18 protein-coding genes and 1 tRNA gene are annotated in these 18,268 nt (G+C 51.2%); 3 read left to right on the top strand and 16 right to left on the bottom strand.

Annotation, left to right across the window (positions count from 1 at the left end):
• Positions 1-83: 83 nt before the first annotated feature.
• The 11 genes from ACLU9Q_RS17185 to ACLU9Q_RS17135 all read right to left on the bottom strand — a co-directional run bounded on the left by ACLU9Q_RS17185 (position 84) and on the right by ACLU9Q_RS17135 (position 9,796).
• On the bottom strand, positions 84-392 hold the full coding sequence (locus tag ACLU9Q_RS17185) for an ArsR/SmtB family transcription factor (protein WP_412625693.1): 309 nt from the start codon (positions 390-392) through the stop codon (positions 84-86).
• Between the two features lie 103 nt (positions 393-495).
• A complete protein-coding gene (locus ACLU9Q_RS17180; protein WP_296838310.1) occupies positions 496-849 on the bottom strand; it encodes a TIGR04076 family protein in 354 nt (117 codons plus the stop codon).
• A 56-nt stretch (positions 850-905) separates the two neighbouring features.
• Positions 906-1,355, bottom strand: a complete 450-nt coding sequence (locus tag ACLU9Q_RS17175) for a SufBD protein (protein WP_296928121.1) — start codon at positions 1,353-1,355, stop codon at positions 906-908.
• Positions 1,356-1,385: 30 nt separating this feature from the next.
• A complete protein-coding gene (locus ACLU9Q_RS17170; protein WP_296838317.1) occupies positions 1,386-2,216 on the bottom strand; it encodes an ornithine carbamoyltransferase in 831 nt (276 codons plus the stop codon).
• Positions 2,217-2,369: 153 nt separating this feature from the next.
• Positions 2,370-2,735: an ACT domain-containing protein gene (locus tag ACLU9Q_RS17165; RefSeq protein WP_296838320.1), complete on the bottom strand. Its 366-nt coding sequence runs from the start codon at positions 2,733-2,735 to the stop codon at positions 2,370-2,372.
• Positions 2,736-2,759: 24 nt separating this feature from the next.
• Positions 2,760-3,371 carry a DNA-3-methyladenine glycosylase I gene (locus ACLU9Q_RS17160; RefSeq protein WP_296928118.1) on the bottom strand — a complete coding sequence of 204 codons (612 nt, stop codon included), beginning with the start codon at positions 3,369-3,371 and terminating at the stop codon, positions 2,760-2,762.
• Positions 3,372-3,578: 207 nt separating this feature from the next.
• Positions 3,579-4,793 carry an LL-diaminopimelate aminotransferase gene (locus tag ACLU9Q_RS17155; protein ID WP_296838326.1) on the bottom strand — a complete coding sequence of 405 codons (1,215 nt, stop codon included), beginning with the start codon at positions 4,791-4,793 and terminating at the stop codon, positions 3,579-3,581.
• A gap of 103 nt (positions 4,794-4,896) precedes the next feature.
• Entirely contained in the window at positions 4,897-5,730 is an 834-nt protein-coding gene (dapF, locus tag ACLU9Q_RS17150) for a diaminopimelate epimerase (protein ID WP_296838329.1), read from the bottom strand.
• A gap of 72 nt (positions 5,731-5,802) precedes the next feature.
• On the bottom strand, positions 5,803-6,351 hold the full coding sequence (locus ACLU9Q_RS17145; protein ID WP_296838332.1) for an ANTAR domain-containing response regulator: 549 nt from the start codon (positions 6,349-6,351) through the stop codon (positions 5,803-5,805).
• A 42-nt stretch (positions 6,352-6,393) separates the two neighbouring features.
• Positions 6,394-7,722, bottom strand: a complete 1,329-nt coding sequence (gene glnA / locus ACLU9Q_RS17140; protein ID WP_296838335.1) for a type I glutamate--ammonia ligase — start codon at positions 7,720-7,722, stop codon at positions 6,394-6,396.
• A gap of 214 nt (positions 7,723-7,936) precedes the next feature.
• Complete coding sequence (locus ACLU9Q_RS17135) at positions 7,937-9,796, bottom strand: NlpC/P60 family protein (RefSeq protein ID WP_296928116.1); 1,860 nt, start codon at positions 9,794-9,796, stop codon at positions 7,937-7,939.
• Positions 9,797-9,961: 165 nt separating this feature from the next.
• Here ACLU9Q_RS17135 and ACLU9Q_RS17130 point away from each other — a divergent pair, with 165 nt between their 5' ends.
• Positions 9,962-10,123, top strand: a complete 162-nt coding sequence (locus tag ACLU9Q_RS17130) for a hypothetical protein (RefSeq protein ID WP_296840001.1) — start codon at positions 9,962-9,964, stop codon at positions 10,121-10,123.
• 7 nt (positions 10,124-10,130) lie between these two features.
• Here the strand turns inward: ACLU9Q_RS17130 and ACLU9Q_RS17125 are convergent, their stop codons facing one another.
• Positions 10,131-11,474, bottom strand: coding sequence for a S41 family peptidase (locus ACLU9Q_RS17125; protein ID WP_296840004.1), 1,344 nt, complete (start codon positions 11,472-11,474; stop codon positions 10,131-10,133).
• A 96-nt stretch (positions 11,475-11,570) separates the two neighbouring features.
• Positions 11,571-12,659, bottom strand: a complete 1,089-nt coding sequence (locus ACLU9Q_RS17120; RefSeq protein WP_296840008.1) for a PucR family transcriptional regulator — start codon at positions 12,657-12,659, stop codon at positions 11,571-11,573.
• Positions 12,660-12,863: 204 nt separating this feature from the next.
• On the opposite strand from ACLU9Q_RS17120, the gene galT reads away from it, so the two are divergent.
• On the top strand, positions 12,864-14,357 hold the full coding sequence (galT, locus tag ACLU9Q_RS17115) for a UDP-glucose--hexose-1-phosphate uridylyltransferase (protein WP_296840011.1): 1,494 nt from the start codon (positions 12,864-12,866) through the stop codon (positions 14,355-14,357).
• Between the two features lie 10 nt (positions 14,358-14,367).
• Positions 14,368-15,102, top strand: coding sequence for an elongation factor P 5-aminopentanone reductase (gene ymfI, locus ACLU9Q_RS17110; RefSeq protein WP_296840014.1), 735 nt, complete (start codon positions 14,368-14,370; stop codon positions 15,100-15,102).
• Positions 15,103-15,141: 39 nt separating this feature from the next.
• Here the strand turns inward: ymfI and greA are convergent, their stop codons facing one another.
• The 3 genes from greA to ACLU9Q_RS17095 form a co-directional block, all read right to left on the bottom strand.
• Positions 15,142-15,645 carry a transcription elongation factor GreA gene (greA, locus tag ACLU9Q_RS17105; protein ID WP_296840017.1) on the bottom strand — a complete coding sequence of 168 codons (504 nt, stop codon included), beginning with the start codon at positions 15,643-15,645 and terminating at the stop codon, positions 15,142-15,144.
• Between the two features lie 22 nt (positions 15,646-15,667).
• Positions 15,668-17,941, bottom strand: a complete 2,274-nt coding sequence (locus tag ACLU9Q_RS17100) for an adenosylcobalamin-dependent ribonucleoside-diphosphate reductase (protein WP_412625682.1) — start codon at positions 17,939-17,941, stop codon at positions 15,668-15,670.
• A gap of 118 nt (positions 17,942-18,059) precedes the next feature.
• Positions 18,060-18,141 (bottom strand) — tRNA-Leu (locus ACLU9Q_RS17095).
• Positions 18,142-18,268 lie beyond the last annotated feature (127 nt).

The raw sequence follows: 18,268 nt of genomic DNA, 5'->3' as shown, positions 1-18,268 counted from the left end.
AGCCTCCCTTTGATAAATAGTTATATTGAAATGTATCAATTTATTGACTTGAAAGTAAGCCGTGCGGAAAAGTTTTGACTTCCTTACTTTTCCAGGCACGACTTCCTTTCGTCTGTACTGGTCGCTTTGGTAAGTGCCTGCAGGCATTGCATAGCGTATTCAGAACCTTCAGCGGAGATGGAATAATGCATCCATTTCCCCTCTTTACGCCCAACAACAATACCAGAATCACACAGGATTTTCATATGGTGTGACATGGTTGGCTGTGTAATATTGATCTCTTCCAACAATTTGCACGCGCATTTTTCTCCCGTAGTCAGCATCTTCAATATCTTTATGCGATTTTCATCGCAAAAAGCTTTGAAGATGATTGCCGTTCTCTTTTCGTCAATCTTCATCCAACACACCTCCCGTCAACAAATTGATGATTTTCTATATTATATGTGACAGATAGATGTTTGTCAATGGGTTTTTCAAAAAAATTATAACAGAAAATCAAGGTTCTTTCCAAAAGCCGCCCTTATGAAAATTCTCATTTCCAAGCGGTTTCGCTGTCAGCCGGAACATCACGCAGCCATCCGGACAGACAATTGTTTTGCTGTATTTTCCATCGCCGCCAAGATTTTCCAAATCTCCCCCGCTTCTGACGGCTTCCATTAACGGATACAACACCATCATTGTTTTAGAGCAGATTCCATATCCGTCTTTATTAACAGGACAGCCATAAGTACAGGTGTATTTATCTCCGATTTCTTCCCCATTACGGCAATACCGTTCTGTATGATCGCCTCTTAAAAAACCGATAACTTCAATTTCAAATTCATATTCCTCATCATACCACTTTTTCATAACTGTCCTCCAAATATTTCTGCTTTCCAGGCTCAACAAACCAGAATTTTTGCTTTTTATAATTTCTGTATCTCTTTCAACGCCTTTTGAATATCCTTATAAACCAGCGGCTGCATACTGTCATCATAAAAAGATATATCCGCCTTTTGCAGCGCCGAACAAATATCATTTCTTAACTCCGGCTTCTCCCTTGCGATCACAGGCAGCATCTTTATGCACTGTCTTGCCGTAATCGGCTTAACATCCGTTATATGTCTCAAATATTCGTCAATAATCTCATCGATCTTATTATCTATATCCCATCTTGCATTACAGGCAAGCAGCACAAGCCCTCTGGTACGGATATAAGAGTTATTGCTGTCAAGCATATCTCCTAACCTATCCATGTAAGCATAAACGCAATCCGTTTTTTCACTTTCTTTTTGCAGCTCCTGTAATGCTTTATATGCGGTATTATTATTTTTGTCAAACAGTAATTCAAACGTTTCTGCTATATTAACTGGCACACTTTTCTCCTTTACAATTTGGGGGCAAATTTATTTGGTTAAACAATAAATCATTATTGCTTGCTGAACCTCCAGCAAATATTTCTTAAATTCATATCCAACAAAAAAATCTGATTCGATCACTTCTTCAGAAACTTCTTCTCCGCGATAAAAAGGCGGACAAGGATTTAGGAGCGCACCATCATTTGCCATTTCCATTACCTCCGTCGTAACATGACACTCTTTGAAATCTACAAGTGCTCCTGCAGGCAAAGAATCCGTACACACAATATCTTTACCTGCCACTGCATCATGGATATTATGATAAGTTGTCAAACCATCAATTTCATAACCTCTGCCGCAACATTGTTCCAGGCTGAAACCCATGACCTCCGAAGCCTCTTTCCATGCCAATCCAATATTTCCTCTTTCCCCGACAAATAAGAATCTATCTTTTATAAAATCCTTTCGTATCTTAGACAAGGTATACATATCTGCTAAAACTTCGCATGGATGATTCACATCTGTCATGGCATTGATAACAGGTACGCTTAAACAAGCAGACATCTGTTCCACTAAGTGAATGTCTTTGTGTCGCACGATCACTAAATCAGCCCAATTATTTAAATATCCACACACATCCCTTATATCTTCTTTTTTATCTAAAGTTTCCATTGGAAAGAGAATTGACTGCCCACCTAACAAATAGACTCCTTTTTCAAATGATACCCTTGTCCTGATACTGGAATTAGGAAAAAATAAAATCACGCTTTTTCCTTTGAGTATTCCCTGATATTTTCCTTTTCTAACTTCATCTGTCAGTGCAAATATATCATAAATATCATTTACACTGTAGTCTGTCAATCTAATGAAACTTTTCAAGACACTGTCCTCCATAAAGCTTAAACTTTTATTCTGTTTTTCCCAACAATCAGATCATAGCTTTCTGCAATCATCCTTTTGATTTCCCCATCCGGGAAAGTCATTCCAAAATCCAAAACTTCCTTCCGCTCTTTCATCACGAACCGCCTCCCGTCAAATAATCTGATATCCCGCTTTGAAAAACACCTGCAATGCCTTTTCATAATTTTCCCTTTTCACCAGGATATAATCCGTATTATAAGTAGATACCGCAAAGATGCCAATATCATGCTGCGCCATCAAAGCTGATATCTTAGAAAGTATACCGATCAGGGAAAAATCCAAAACGCCCTGTATCCGGAATGCCTTCCAGCCATCATCCCGTTCTGTTGCATTCTTCGGAACATTCTCTGTCATGCACACCAGTGAATTTTCTTCATCTGTCCTGCCAGTAAAATAAAACGGCTGTGCCGGATCTACCATCGAAAAATCTTCCACTTTACAGACAGAAAAATCATAATCTATTCTTTTTATTTCCATCGTAACCCTCCAAAGTCCTGTATCCTATACTCCATCATCTTCCTTATCACGGCGCCTGCGGACTACCGGGACACCTGCCGTCACTTCCGTATAGCGGAAACAGCCTTCTGCATGGTCATTGATGATCCCGCAAGCCTGCAGATGAGAATACACCGTAACAGAACCGAGATATTTAAACCCACGCTTTTTCAGATCTTTACTGACCGTGTCCGACAGTCCGTTTCTGGCAGGCAGATTCCCTTTCTGGTGTCCCATGTACTGTATGGTTTTTCCTTCTGAAAACCTCCACAGATACTCACTGAACGTGCCGCATTCTTCCCGGATTTTCAGAAAACATGCCGCATTATGGATAACTGCCTCGATCTTTCTCCGGGAGCGTATCATCCCTTCGGTCTCCATAATTCTCCGGATATCCGCTTCCTGATAGGCAGCTACCTTTTCATAATCAAACCCGTCAAAGCATTTTCGGAATATTTCCCGCTTCTGGATCATCATATTCCAGTTCAGCCCACACTGCATGGCTTCCATCATCAGGAATTCAAACTGCTTCCTGTCATCATGCAGCGGCATCCCCCATTCCTCATCATGGTATTTTATCATTTTTTCATTGCACAGGCACCACTTACAGCGTTCCATACCGTCTCTCCCCCCTGTTTCATCCTATTTCCGTATGCCGGCTCTTATCCGATAACCCTGCCCCGGACATTTTTGTAAACTGTCCGGCAGCCTTTTTCTACCACCCATCATAACAGAAAAAGGCTGCCGTATCAATCAAAAGCCACTCCCCTCCCGAAAATCGCCAAAAGAAAGCGCCTCCGAAGAGACGCTGTTCCTCCCTATTTTTTACATCCTTCTGATCCGTTCAAGCGCCGCCACTGTATTCTCGTAGCTGCCGAACGCGGTGAGCCTGAAATATCCCTCCCCGCTCGGTCCGAAGCCGGAGCCGGGCGTGCCGACCACGTTTGCTTTTTCCAGAAGATAATCAAAGAATTCCCAGGAACTCATGTTGTCCGGTGTTTTCAGCCAGATATACGGCGCGTTGATGCCGCCGGATACCGTATAGCCCATCTCGCTCAGTCCATCGTAAATAGCGGCGGCATTTTTCATATAATACGCCACCTGCTCTTTAAGCTGCGCCTTTCCCTCCGGGGAGTAGACCGCCTCGCCCGCGCGCTGCACAATGTAAGGCGCTCCGTTATATTTCGTACCGTGGCGCCGCGCCCACAGCGGATGCAGATTGGTGCCGCCCGCCTTTAATTCCTTCGGAACAACGGTAAATCCAAGGCGCACGCCGGTGAAGCCGGCATTCTTCGAGAAGCTGCGCAGTTCGATCGCACAGGTTCGCGCGCCCTCGCACTCATAAATGGAGTGCGGCACATCCTCCTCCGAAATATACGCCTCGTAAGCCGCGTCGTAGATAATGATCGCGCCCACATTATTTGCATAGTCCACCCAGACCTGCAGCTCCTCCTTTGTGATCGTGGAGCCGGTCGGGTTGTTCGGAAAGCACAGGTAAATCAGATCCGGCGTCTCGGAGGGAAGCTCCGGCGCAAAATGATTTTCCGCCGTGCACGGCATATAGATGACGTCGCTCCAGGTCTCCGTCTGCGGATCCCAGGTACCGGTTCTGCCCGCCATCACATTGGAATCCACATACACCGGATACACCGGATCGCAGACTGCGATCTTGTTGTCCAGACTGAAAATCTCCTGAATGTTCGCCGAATCACACTTTGCGCCATCCGACACGAAAATTTCATCCGCCGCGATGTCACAGCCGCGGTCTGCGTAATCATTTTTTGCGATCGCATTTCTCAAAAATTCATAGCCCAGATCCGGCGCATATCCATGGAAAGTCTCCGCCTTCGCCATCTCATCCACCGCGCCGTGCAGCGCCGTGATAATTGCCGGGGCAAGCGGCTGCGTCACATCGCCTATTCCTAAGCGGATAATCTTCTTATCCGGATTTGCCGCCGAATATGCGGCTACCTTTTTGCCGATTGTTGAAAACAGATAACTGCCCGGCAGCTTTAAATAATTGTCATTTACCTTTGCCATATTCCCGTCTCCTTTTCCCCTGTATGAATCTATTCTTTTCCTGCCGTCTCCGCTGTCCTTTTTAAACAACTTCCCGACATTCCCGCCGTCTTAATGCATGACGTCAAAGCGCAATTTCCCCGTCAAATACCGTCGTCGCACTTCCAGTCATGTAGACGTTATTTTCCTTTCTGTCCCAGAAAATTTTCAGGTCGCCACCCAGAAGCTTCACCGTCACCTCATCCTCCGTATAGCCATTCAGAACAGAGGCAACCGCCGTCGCGCACGCCCCGGTACCGCAGGCAAGCGTCTCGCCAGAGCCGCGCTCCCACACGCGCATTTCCACTGTATGGCGGTCGATCACATGCGCAAATTCCGTATTCACCCTGTCCGGAAACATCGGATGATGCTCAAACTCCGGGCCGATTTTCTCAATATCCAGATGCTTCACATCCTCCACATAGGTCACAGCGTGCGGATTGCCCATAGAAACACAGGTAAGCCGCCACTCTCTGCCGTTCACCGTCACCGGCTCGTCAATCACCGTCTCCTTTTCAGAAACTGCCGGTATGGCGGCCGCCTGCAGAACCGGAGAGCCCATATTCACCCTAACAGCAGAGACCTTTCCGTTCTCCACCGTGAGGTCAAGGTATTTAATGCCGCTCTTCGTCTCCACACTGATGCTGGTTTTATCCGTGATCCCGTAATCATACATATATTTCGCCACACAGCGGATGCCGTTCCCGCACATCGCCCCCTGTGAGCCGTCGGCGTTGTACATCTCCATCTTTCCGTCCGCAACCTCAGACGGCTTGATCAGGATCAGCCCGTCGGAGCCGATCCCGAAATGACGGTCACTGACGAAAACGGCTGTCTTTGCCGGATCGTCCACCGTCTCCTTAAAACAATTAACATAAACGTAATCGTTGCCGATTCCATGCATTTTTGTAAACTTCATGCAATTATCCTCCCAACCTGCCTGTTTCCTGCATCTCTTCGCCTGCAAGCTGCAGACCACCCGAGCAGTTTCTTAATATTTCATCAGCGTGAATACCATCTGCGCCGTCTCCACAATATTGGTGCCGCTGTCCATGCTGCATTTCTGCATATAGCGGTGCGCCTCCTCCTCCGTCATGCTGTTGCGCTCCATCAAAAGCTTTTTCGCGTCCGCGATCAGTTTCATCTCCTCCTCCGAGCGCACCTTCGGCTGCTGTCTGCGCTTCTTTTTCTTTCGAAGAAGATTTCCCATGATCATTTCCACCGTATTCGCAAGATCATGAATCTTCAGCGGAAGCGCCAGGCAGACGACGCTCCGGTCGTCGCACGACTCCAGGACGCTCCGCGAGGCGATCAGCAGCATCTCAAAGCTGTCCGGGATATCCTCCAGAAGCTGACTGTAAAGCATATCGGTGAATTTATAGCCGCACACGACGATGCCTTCTCCGATGCGGTCAGCGACCTGCAGGACCTGCGCTCCGCTGGTGCATACGGCAGCCACCCGGTACCCGCTGCGGACAAGGATATTGCGGATATTTTTCGCATCCTCCGCCTTCGGGAATACCACAATGATACTTACCAATCTCTCCACCCCCTGTTCTTATTTTTTCAATAAAAACAGAATTTAAATCCGGTAGAGATATTGTTCAAGCTCCCACTCTGTGACATTCCTGCTGTACTGCGCCCACTCGCTGCGCTTCGCCTGGCAATAATTTTTTGCAATATGTTCGCCAAGCACTTTGCAGATCAGCTCGTCGCTCTCCATCGCCTCCACCGCCGTAAGCAGGTTATCCGGCAGCGTTGTGATGCCAAGCTCTTTCCGCTCCCTGTCCGTCATCTCAAAAATATTCCGCTCCACCTGCGCGGGCGGCATGATCTGATTCTTAATTCCGTCCAGTCCTGCTGCAAGGCAGACTGCCAGCACCAGATACGGATTGCTGGACGGATCCGGACAGCGCAGCTCGATGCGCGTTCCCTCCGTGCGGATGCCCGGAATGCGGATGAGCGGGGAACGGTTATGCGCCGACCACGCCACGTAGACCGGCGCCTCAAACCCCGGCACCAGGCGCTTGTAGGAATTTACGATCGGATTTGTGATCGCCGTCATGCAGTGGATATGCTTCATCAATCCGCCGATGAAATAATACGCCTCCCGGCTCAGCCCCACCTCATCCTCCGGGTCTGCAAAAATATTTTTTCCATCCCTGGAAAGTGACATATTAATATGCATACCGGAACCGTTGATGCCCGCCTTCGGCTTCGGCATAAAGGTGGCGTGCAGTCCGTGACGCTTCGCGATCGTTTTCACTGTCAGCTTAAAGGTCATGATATTATCCGCTGTTGTCAGCGCGTCATCATATCTAAAATCAATCTCATGCTGCGCAGGCGCCACCTCGTGGTGGGACGACTCGATCTCAAAGCCCATCGTCTCCAGTGTCAGCACCATATCGCGCCGTGCATTCTCGCCGAGATCTACCGGACCGAGATCAAAATAGCCCGCTTTCTCGTGCGTGATGGTGGTCGGCTGCCCGTTGTCGTCCGTGTGGTAGAGGAAAAACTCACACTCCGGTCCCACGTCAAACTGATAGCCCATCTCCTCTGCCTCTTTCAGCACACGCTTCAGCACGTAGCGCGGATCTCCCTCAAACGCGGTGCCGTCCGGACGATAAATATCACAGATTAACCGCGCCACCTTGCCCTGCTGCGGCCGCCACGGAAAAATCGCAAAGGTATCCAGATCGGGGTGCAGATACATATCTGATTCCTCTATGCGTACAAATCCCTCGATCGACGAGCCGTCAAACATGCACTTGTTATCCAGCGCCCGTTCAAGCTGGCTCGCCGTGATCGCTATATTTTTTAATGTCCCGAAAATGTCGGTAAACTGCAGGCGGATAAACTCCACATCCTCTTCCTGCACCAGTCTGATCACATCTTCCTTCGTATATCCCATCCTTAAATCCACTCCTTTAAATCCTATTAAAAAACAGAAAAAGGCATTCTATACCCTTTTGTAAGAACGCCTTTGTTCTGAAAAAATGATAACAGCGGGCTTTTTGTTTGTCAACAAAAAACCCGCTCCAGCATCATGAATTAAAAACATCAATATCATGTATTATTTCGATGAAAACTCCTGTCACAACACGATCAGGCGCCGCACAAAGATCCTACGAAAGTCCCGGCACTGTCCGCACATACCGGAAACCGGAACTCCATGCCTCGCCGACTACCACGCCATTCTGACTGGATGAGCAGTGCGCAACGATCAGGCCGCCGTCCGCCGACTTTCCGACCACCAGTCCGACATGGTTCATGTCGCCGCGCTCCGGGCCGCCGTAAAATACAAGATCTCCCGGTCCTGCGTTGATCTGGTCCACCATCACGGAAGCATTCCACTGGCTTGTCGTGTGTCCGCCGATACCCGCATCGGAACCGCCCAGACCATTGTAATAGCAGTACAGCGTAAAGCCGCTGCAGTCCAGACCGTATCCTCTCGTCATACCGGTCGAGGTACTGCCGTCCGCCGTCACCTGCGCGGGAGAACCCCATCTGCTGTCCCACCCGAACACAAAGGATTTGCCGCCCCAGAAATAGCCGACCTTTCCGACCAGGCTATATGCCGCCGTGACGATCTGTACACGTGCATCAGAAATATCATCTCCAACCGATGCGCGCACGATCTGCGGCGCCGCGCTGGCGATCGCGCAAAGCTGCAGACACTGCGCGGATGCGTAGGACTGCATTTCCGCCGCCCCTGCGCTGTCAATGCCGTTTCTTCGCACATAATCGTCAATCGTCGCCGGGACAAGCTCCGCCGCAGAATACGTTTCCACAGTCTCCGCAGCCTGTCCATCCGCCTGCAGCTCGCTCTCCTGACGAAGTCTCAGCCACTTCTCATAGCGCGCCGCATCCATCTGTTCCTTTTTTTCCTCGCGCAGCGTTTCTCTCTGCTGCTCGGCACGCTCCTTAATGGATGCACGCATAAGCTCTGCCATCCCGCCTATTTGGGTGCTGCATCCTGCAAGCAGCAGCTCCTCCTGCGCGTCCACGGCTGCCAGCTCGTCCTCAATGGAGTATTCCTCCACAAATACCTCGGAAATATCCGGTCCGGACACCTCCTGCACGTCTCTTTCCGGCTCGTTCATCTCCGTGAAGATCTCCAGCAGAAGCGCACGGGCATCCGGCGTTATCGCGCCGGAGCCGGTTCTCTGCTTTAACTCGTAAACAAACACCGCAAAGACGTCCTTCCAGTTGGAGGCATGAAAATTCTCCGGGTCGGCGAGCGTCTGCGCAAACGCCGCCTCCACCTCGCTGCAGAGACTGCCGAAGCCGTCCGAAAAGCTGATGCCATAGAGACTGGAAAGCTGTCCGAGATAAGCCGCATTGCTGGCAATGATATTCGTCTCCCAGTTCGCATTCTTCTGCGAATGATCCTCACTCTCCGACTCAGCCTCCGATTCCGACTCAGCCTCCGATTCCGTTTCCGTCCCGGACTGCGATTCTGTTTCACTGCCGCTCTCTGTTTCGCCATCCTCTGTTTCCGTGTGCTCCGTCCCGGAGTCAGACTCTGTCTCCGGCTCTGTAACCGGCGCTCCCGTTTCCGACTCGGAGGGCGTTTCCGCGGAACCCGTTTCCGGCTCTGAACCCGGCGTCTGCGGTTCATCCGTCTGCGGCGGTTCTGTCTGTATGGGATCCGTTTGCGGCGGATCCGTCTGCGGTGGATCCGTCTGTGGTGGATCTGTCTGCGGCGGGTCTGTCTGCGGCGGGTCCGTCTGTGGTGGATCTGTTTGTGGCGGATCCGTCTGTGGCGGATCTGTCTGCGGCGGGTCTGTCTGCGGCGGATCCGCTTGCGGTGGATCTGTCTGCAGCGGCTCCGCGCTTTGCTCCTGGTCCTTCTTTACCGTCTCCTGCCCCTCTGTTTCCTCAGCCGACACCGGTACCCGCACCGCCGTTGCCGGTACGGATACGGCAAGCATTCCTGAAACAGCAATATATGATATTTTTTTCCAAAGCTGTTTTCTTTTCATTCTGTATGTCAATCTCCTGAAAATCGGTATTCCCCACACTCCTTATCTGTATACCGTATCACATTCTTCTCATAATTTCAATTTCTTTTTTTTCAAAGCTCTCTATTTACTTTTAGACTTATTTAGACTAAAATGGAACTATATTCAGGAAAGGAGCCGCAATCTATGGAAATCAGAAACCCGGAAGCTATCGCAGAACAGCTCCGCCGCTTCGCCTGCATGAGCGATGCAGAATTTTTCAAAGCATATCTGGAACCGCTCCCACCGAAGGAAATTGCGGAATTCCGGAAGCTATGTCCGGATTTTCCTGCCGGTCCTCTCCCGTAAGACCAGACTATTCCTCTAAAATGCGAAGCGCCTCCTGAAGCTGATCGTCGTTTTCCTTTTCAATGTTCAACTGGTTTTTCATATCCTCAGAAAGCTCGATCTCTACATCGGGTTCGATACCTTTTTCGTGAATGTCAGCTCCGCTCGGCGTATAGTATTTCGCCACCGTCAGCTTCATGCCGGTACCGCCGGACAGTGTGAAGATCTGCTGCACGATGCCCTTCCCAAAGGTCGTCGTGCCGACCAGGGTTCCGATCCCATAATCCTTCACCGCACCCGCAAATATCTCCGACGCGCTGGCGCTGTTCCCGTTGATCAGCACCGCCAGCGGCTTGTCAAAGACATGCTCTCCGGAAGCATAATATTCCGTGCGCTGCCCGTATTTATCCTCCGTGTAAACGATCAGCCCTTCCGGCAGCAGCTCCTCCAGGATATCGCAGACAGACTGCAGCGTACCGCCCGGATTGTCGCGCAGATCGATCACCAGCTTTTCCATTCCCTGCGCATCCAGATCAGCCATCGCCGTCCTGAACTGTTCTACTGTCACATCGTCAAATTCCGTGATCTGCAGATAGCCGATCTGGTTTTCCAGCATTTCCGCGGAGACCGTCGGGATCTGAATCTCCCGCCGCTCTACCGAAAGCTCCAGTTCCTCCTCTTCACGCAGAATATTTAAAGTCACTGTCTCTCCCGCTTCCGTCTTGATGCGGGAAACCAGCTCCGTCAGATCCATGCCGTCCGTTTTCTCTCCGTTAATTGCCGTTACCATATCTCCCGGAAGCATTCCTGCCTCCGCCGCCGGAGTATCCGCAAAGCAGGTGACAACTGAGATCGCTCCTGTCTCCGGGTCCTGCGCAAGCAGCGCGCCGATGCCGGAATATTCCCCGCTTGTCGATTCCTCCAGGGTTTTCAGCGACTCGGCGGAATAGTACGCGGCATACGGATCCTCCAGTCCCTCCAAAAGTCCGCTGTAGAGCTCATCCTCCACAAGCTCTCCGTCCGGCTCTCCCATAAAATACTGATTGATGACTTCCTGTATCTCCAGAATCTTACTGCTGATCGCACCGGTATCCAGATCCAGATTGCCGGCTTCCTCCTGCGTGGCAGTCTCCGTCTGCGCGGAGAGCCGCTTTATCAGCCTAAAGCGGAACCAGCCCAGCGCGAGCGCAATGCAGAGCAGCGTGAGCAGAACGCCGCAGAGCATCCCGTGAATGAAAAAGCTGTCGCGATTTTTTCGCTCCGTCTGCGCGGCATTTTCCGCCGGCTGCCCCGCCTCCTCCGGCAGATCGTCCGTTTCCTGCTTCTTTTCAGTTAGTATTTTCATTTCTTCGTCCAGATTTTCATTTTCCATAATATTCTCCGCAAAAAGGGGAATCTGAGCAGCTCAAATCCCCCACACAATTTCTCCCTGTTATTTTATGCAGCAGCTTCTGTCTTCATGTCGGCATTAATATTCCATCGACTCCATATACTTCATGTACTTTACGACCATCAGCGCGATCTTGAAGGTGATCGCGTCCTCAAATACGCGCAGATCCAGCCCGGTACTCTTCTGAAGCTTATCCAGGCGGTATACGAGCGTATTGCGGTGGATATAGAGCTGTCTGGAGGTCTCGGAAACGTTCAGGCTGTTCTCAAAGAACTTATTGATGGTGGTGAGCGTCTCCTCATCGAAATCGTCCGGCGACTTTCCGTCGAAGATTTCCTTGATGAACATTTTACACAGCGGCATCGGGAGCTGATAGATCAGCCGTCCGATCCCAAGCGAGCTGTACGCAATGATATCGCGCTCGTCGAAGAAAATCTTGCCAACGTCCAGCGCCATCCGCGCTTCCTTGTAGGAGCGGGATACTTCCTGGATCTCTCCCACGATCGTACCGTATGCGATATGGGCATGCTCGCGCTTCGTTTCGTCCAGACTGCCCAGGATCTGCGCGGCAACCTTTTCCATCTCCGCATAGTCGTCCGAAGGCGACAGCTCCTTCACAACAATGATGCTCTTTTCATCGACCGCCGTGATAAAATCCTTCGCCTTATTGCCGAGGCACATATGCACGCTCTCCAGAGAGGAACTGTCCTTCTCATGATCCGTCTCCAGAATAAAAACCACCCGGCGCGCCTCCGTCTCGATATGAAGCTTTTTCGCGCGGTTATAGATGTCGATGAGAAGCAGGTTGTCGAGCAGAAGATTTTTGATAAAATTGTCCTTATCAAAGCGCTCCTTGTAGGCGATCAGCAGGTTCTGCACCTGAAACGCAGCCATCTTTCCGACCATGTAGGTGTCGTCGCTGCTTCCGCTCGCCAGCAGGATATATTCAAGCTGCGCATCGTCGTACACCTTGAAAAACTGGTAACCCTGAAGCTCCTGGCTGTCCGCCGGGGAATTAACAAACAGCATCGCCGAGTCCACATACTGCCCCACCTCGTCAAACGTCGACGCCAGTACATTTCCCTCCGTGTCGATAATCCCGACATCCACTCTGCTGATCTGCTTGATTCCCTCTACCGTATTTTGCAAAATTTGATTTGAAATCATGTCCTTCACCCCGATACGTTTGTCATGTTACAATCATACACCAATTTTACCAAAAATAAAAGAGAAAATTCGTCCTTTTTTGTAAAAAATTAAAAAGTGCCGACAAGACCTGTGCAAATGGTACAGAAGAACCAAAATATTTGTATTTTCTTGCATATAAAAATATGCTATACTTCTTTTATTACAAAGAGGGAGGGCATCGCCATGATTTATAATGATATCGCCGATCTGGTCACCTATGGTATCCAGAGCGGTCTGATCACGGAAACAGATAAAAATTATGCCGTCAATGAGCTGCTGGAGCTGTTTCACCTGGAGGAATACGAAGCGCCCGCGGAAAGCTCCCGGGAAATCTGCCTGGAGAAAACGCTATGCAACCTTTTAGACTACGCATATGAAAAAGGCATCTTGCAGGAAAACGGCGTCGTTTACCGCGACCTGTTCGACACAAAAATAATGGGACTGCTGACGCCGCGTCCGCACGAGGTCGTGGAAAAATTCTGGAATCTCTACAACGAATCTCCGGCTGCAGCCACTGATTATTTTTATAAGCTGAGCCAGGATACTGACTACATCCGCCGCTACCGCATCTGCAAGGATGTAAAGTGGACCACCGATACCAGATACGGCACGCTGGATATCACCATCAATCTCTCAAAGCCTGAGAAGGATCCGAAGGCGATCGCGGCAGCCAAGCTCGCAAAGCAGAGCGGTTATCCGAAATGCCTGCTCTGCATGGAGAATGTCGGCTACGCCGGAAGGATCAACCACCCGGCGCGCCAGAACCACCGCGTCATTCCGGTGACGATCAACGGCAGTCAGTGGGGCTTCCAGTATTCTCCCTACGTTTACTACAATGAGCACTGCATCGTATTCAATTCCCAGCACGTTCCGATGAAGATCGAGCGCGCCACCTTTGGCAAACTGCTGGATTTTGTCGGTCAGTTCCCGCACTATTTTGTCGGCTCCAACGCCGATCTGCCGATCGTGGGCGGCTCTATTTTAAGCCACGACCACTTCCAGGGCGGTCACTATGAGTTTGCTATGGCAAAGGCTCCGGTGGAGCAGGAAATCTCCATCAGGAGTTATGATGATGTGAAGGCCGGCATTGTGGCATGGCCAATGTCCGTGATCCGTCTGCGCTGTGCCGATAAAGACCGTCTGATCGACCTCGCCGACCACATCCTGCTTGCATGGCGCGGCTACACCGACGAGGACGCTTTTATCTTCGCGGAGACAGACGGCGAACCGCACAACACCATCACGCCGATTGCACGCCGCCGCGGGGAAGATTACGAGCTGGATCTGGTACTTCGCAACAATATTACCACGGACGAGCACCCGCTGGGCGTCTACCATCCGCACGCAGAGCTGCATCATATTAAAAAAGAAAACATCGGTCTGATCGAGGTTATGGGACTTGCCGTACTTCCGGCAAGACTGAAAGCAGAGATGGAGCTGCTGGCTGAATATCTGGTATCCGGCAAAGACGTCCGCTCTCACGCCGACCTTGAAAAGCACGCCGACTGGGTAGACGAGTTCCTTCCAAAGTATGAAAAGATCACAGAAGAAAATGTGATGGATATTCTGCACGCTGAGATCGGACATGTATTTATGCAGGTTCTGGAACATGCCGGCGTCTACAAATGTACCGCCGAAGGACGCGCAGCATTTTTGAAATTTATCAATACGCTGTAGGAAGCGCGCTATGGAACGAAAAACAGCCTGTATTACCGGCGCCTCCCGCGGCATCGGACGTGCGCTTGCCGCTGCCTTTGCCGCGCAGGGTTACGATTTATTTCTCACCTGCCGGAAAAATGAAGCGCTGCTCCTGGAATTAAAAAAGGAGCTGGAGCACAGCTTTGGCATCCACTGCCGCACCTTCGCTGCAGACGCCGCAGACGCTTTCCGGATGGAGCAGGTATTTGCGCAGATCGGTCGGGAAACGGACGGACTGAATGTCCTCGTCAATAATGCCGGCATCTCCTGGCACGGTCTTTTGACGGACATGACGCCTCAGGAGTGGGACCGTCTGATCCGGACAAATTTAAGCTCCGTGTTTTACACCAGCCGCATGGCGATCCCGCTGATGCTGCAGCGTCACGCGGGGAAGATTCTTAATATCTCCTCCGTCTGGGGCGTGGCGGGCGCCTCCTGCGAGGTGGCCTACTCCGCCTCCAAGGGCGGCGTCAACGCTTTCACAAAAGCGCTCGCAAAGGAGCTCGCCCCCAGCAATATCCAGGTAAACGCGATTGCCTGCGGCGTGATCGACACCGAAATGAACGGCTTTTTGAGCGCTGAGGAACGCGCGGCTCTGACGGAGGAGATCCCTGCCGGACGCTTTGCCGAGCCGCAGGAGGTCGCCGAGCTTGCGATATCGCTCTGCAGCGGTCATAATTATCTCACCGGACAGATCATCACGCTGGACGGGGGATGGATCTGAAAATATTCCTCATCTACAGGACAACCAAAATAAGAGGCTCTAAAAGCCTCTTATTTTGTCGTCTGCGTCCTCCGTGGTGTTTTTCACCGATCTGATCACCACGTAGTAGCCCGTATTTTCATTTACTTTTACATAGACGCGATCGCCCTCTTTTTTTCCGAGCAGCGCCTTGCCCATCGGCGACTCGATGCTGATCTTGCCGCTCATGGAGTTGCCGCGAATGGAGGTAACGATTTTGTAGGTTTCCGTCTCATCATCGTCCTCAAAATAGACCTCCACTATATTGTTCAACCCGACCTCGCCGTCCCTGGATACATCTGATACAATGTGCGCTGTCTTCAGCATCCGCTCCAGATAGCGGATGCGGCTCTCATTTTTATTCTTGTCGCGCTTCGCCGCATGATATTCAAAGTTCTCGCTCAGATCCCCGTGCGCCCGCGCTTCCTTCACCGCAGCGATCGCCTCCTTGCGCACCGTCAGCTTCCGGTACTCAATCTCCTCCTCGATCTTGCGGACATCGCTCTTTGTTAATGTCTCACCCATAAATTTCCTCCAGCCACATCCATTACAGGCATTTGCTCCAGCCGCAGCTCTTGCAGATATTGCAGCCTTCCTCGAACACCAGCTTTTCGCCGCATTCCGGGCAGTACATATGCCTGTCTGCTTCTTTTATGTCAACTGCCTGCGGTTTTTTTGTCTTTTTTGCTTCTGTTTCCGGTTTGATCTCCTGCTTCTGCGCAAGCTCCGCCTGCATTTCCTTATACATATCCATCAGCGCATTGCCGACCGCCATCGGACAGCACGCGCCCTTGCTGGTATCCTTGCGCGTTACGCGGCGCGCCGTGTAGGACGGACAGGAACCGCTGGAATTGAGCTGATCCACGATCGTCTCAATGTCGATGCCGCCGCGCGCACTGATGGAGATCATGCGGGACAGCCCGACCATGAAATTGTTGCAGCCGCCGGTCGATCCCTTGCTGAGGTACGTCTCCAGCAGCGCGCCCGTGTGCGGATCGAACAGCGCGATACAGTGCAGGCTTCCGCAGCCCGTGATCAGCTTGCGCTTCTTTCCAACCACATCGTCTGTCACCAGGATGATCTCACCGCGCTCCAGCCCCTCGCCTGCAACCACCTTCTTTTTGTCCGTCACCGTCAGCACGCCGGTGCGCTTGCAGCCGTCGCGGTAGATCGTGATGCCCTTCAGGCCGCGCTCATAAGCGTAAAGATAAAGGCTCTCCGTCTCTTCCACGGTAAAGCTGTTCGGCACGTTTACCGTCGAGCTGATGGATGCGTCGATGTGTTTCTGCCAGACGGACTGCATCTCAATGCGCTGATGATAATCGAGCATCATCGCCGTCACAAAATATCCCGGAAGCGCATTTTCGTCTGTAACGCCGTGCTGCTTCATATATTCTTCCACGATTTTCGTGTAAACCTTATAGTAAACGTCGGTTCCGTGCAGAGACTCCGTCTTTCGCTGATAGGAGTTTGCATACACCGGCTCAATACCGCCGGAAATACCAAGCATCGTCGACAGCGTGCCCGTCGGGGCGATCGTAAGAAGCTGCGAATTGCGCAGCCCGTACTTGCGCACAAGCTCCTGTGTTTTTTCCGATGTATTTGCCAGGAAAAACGGTGTTTCCATGATCTCCTCAGTATTACATGCAGGAAATGCGCCCTGCTCTTTTGCCAGCACCGCCGAGGTAGCGATCGCCGCGTCCGCCATCGCAAAGCCGATCCTGTCGCACATTTCCACCGCGTCCTCTTCGCCGTAGGTCAACCCCAGCTTCAGGAGTGCATCCGCCAGTCCCATGATGCCGAGACCGATCTGACGCCATTTTGCCACGCTCTCGCGCTGCTCCGCAAGCGGATGGAGCGGAAGTCCCTCCTCCAGCACTTCGTTCAGGGCGCGCACGCACGCCTGCACGCATTTGCGGAAACCGTCCATATCGAAGGACGCCGTCTCCGTAAACGGATGCTGCACAAACTCCGAGAGGTTGATGCTGCCGAGCAGACAGCTTCCGCCCGCCGGAAGCGGCTCCTCCGCGCAGGGATTGACGCCCGCATAGCTGAAATCCTTCGTATTGCTAAGAAGGTTCCAGCTCGAAATGCGGTCCCAGAAAAGCGCGCCCGGCTCGGCGTAATCCCAGTTTGTCAGCGCGATCTTGTGGAACAGCTCCTTCGCCTGCACGGTGCGCTCGACCACCTCTCCGGTGGCCTCCCGCTTAAAGTGCAGACGGTATTCCTCATTTCCCTTTACCGCTTCCATAAAATCGTCATGGAGACGGACGGAAATATTCGCCTTTGTGACCTTCTCCAGGTCTGTTTTCAGATTGATAAATTCCTCCACATCGGGGTGCGAGCTGTCGATGGAGATCATCAGTGCGCCGCGTCTGCCGTTCTGGCCGATCAGCGCTGTGACCATCGAATACAGCTCCATAAAGGAGACGGCGCCGCTTGTCTCCTTGGCCGCGTTGTGGATGCGCGCGCCGCGCGGAGCAAGTCCGGAAATGTCGATTCCGCAGCCGCCGCCGTAGCTGTATGTGCGCGCAAGCTTCTTTGCACATTCAAAAATATCTTCAATTTCATCCTTCGGCGGTGTGATCACGTAACAATTGGAATACGTCACCTTGCGGTCCTTCTGACTCAATCCGCGATTGGATAAAATCCTGCCGCCGAAAAGGAATTTCTTTTCCTTTATATACTGCGCGATTTCTTCATTGCCGCCGCTGACGCGCGCGATCCACGCTTCAAAATCCTCGCCGTCGCTGCAGTATTTGCGCTCCCAGATGTCCATTCCAAGCTGATTCCCCTGCCCAAGCCATTCTTCTGTTGTCATTTCAAATTCCTCCATATTTGGTTGATGCCCATTTATCATACCACAACATATGGTGGTATGCAAGGCGGATTTTTCTGTCCTCGCGGCCTACAGGTCCAAAGATCCGCGGAAATAAAAATGCGGATAACAGGACTTGAACCTGCACGCCGTAAGACACAGGAACCTAAATCCTGCGCGTCTGCCAATTCCGCCATATCCGCATATCGTTTCTTATATATGAAGTTTTCTGCAGGGTAAAACAAAAAGCATCGACTTTACATCAATGCTTTTCGGATGAAGCATCGGGGATTCGAACCCCGGACAACTTGATTAAAAGTCAAGTGCTCT

Origin of the sequence: Marvinbryantia sp. (genome assembly GCF_047017445.1) — a bacterium.
GTDB lineage: Bacteria > Bacillota > Clostridia > Lachnospirales > Lachnospiraceae > Marvinbryantia.
Note: the sequence above shows the minus strand (reverse complement) of the source record. Positions and strands in the feature narration are given on the sequence as shown.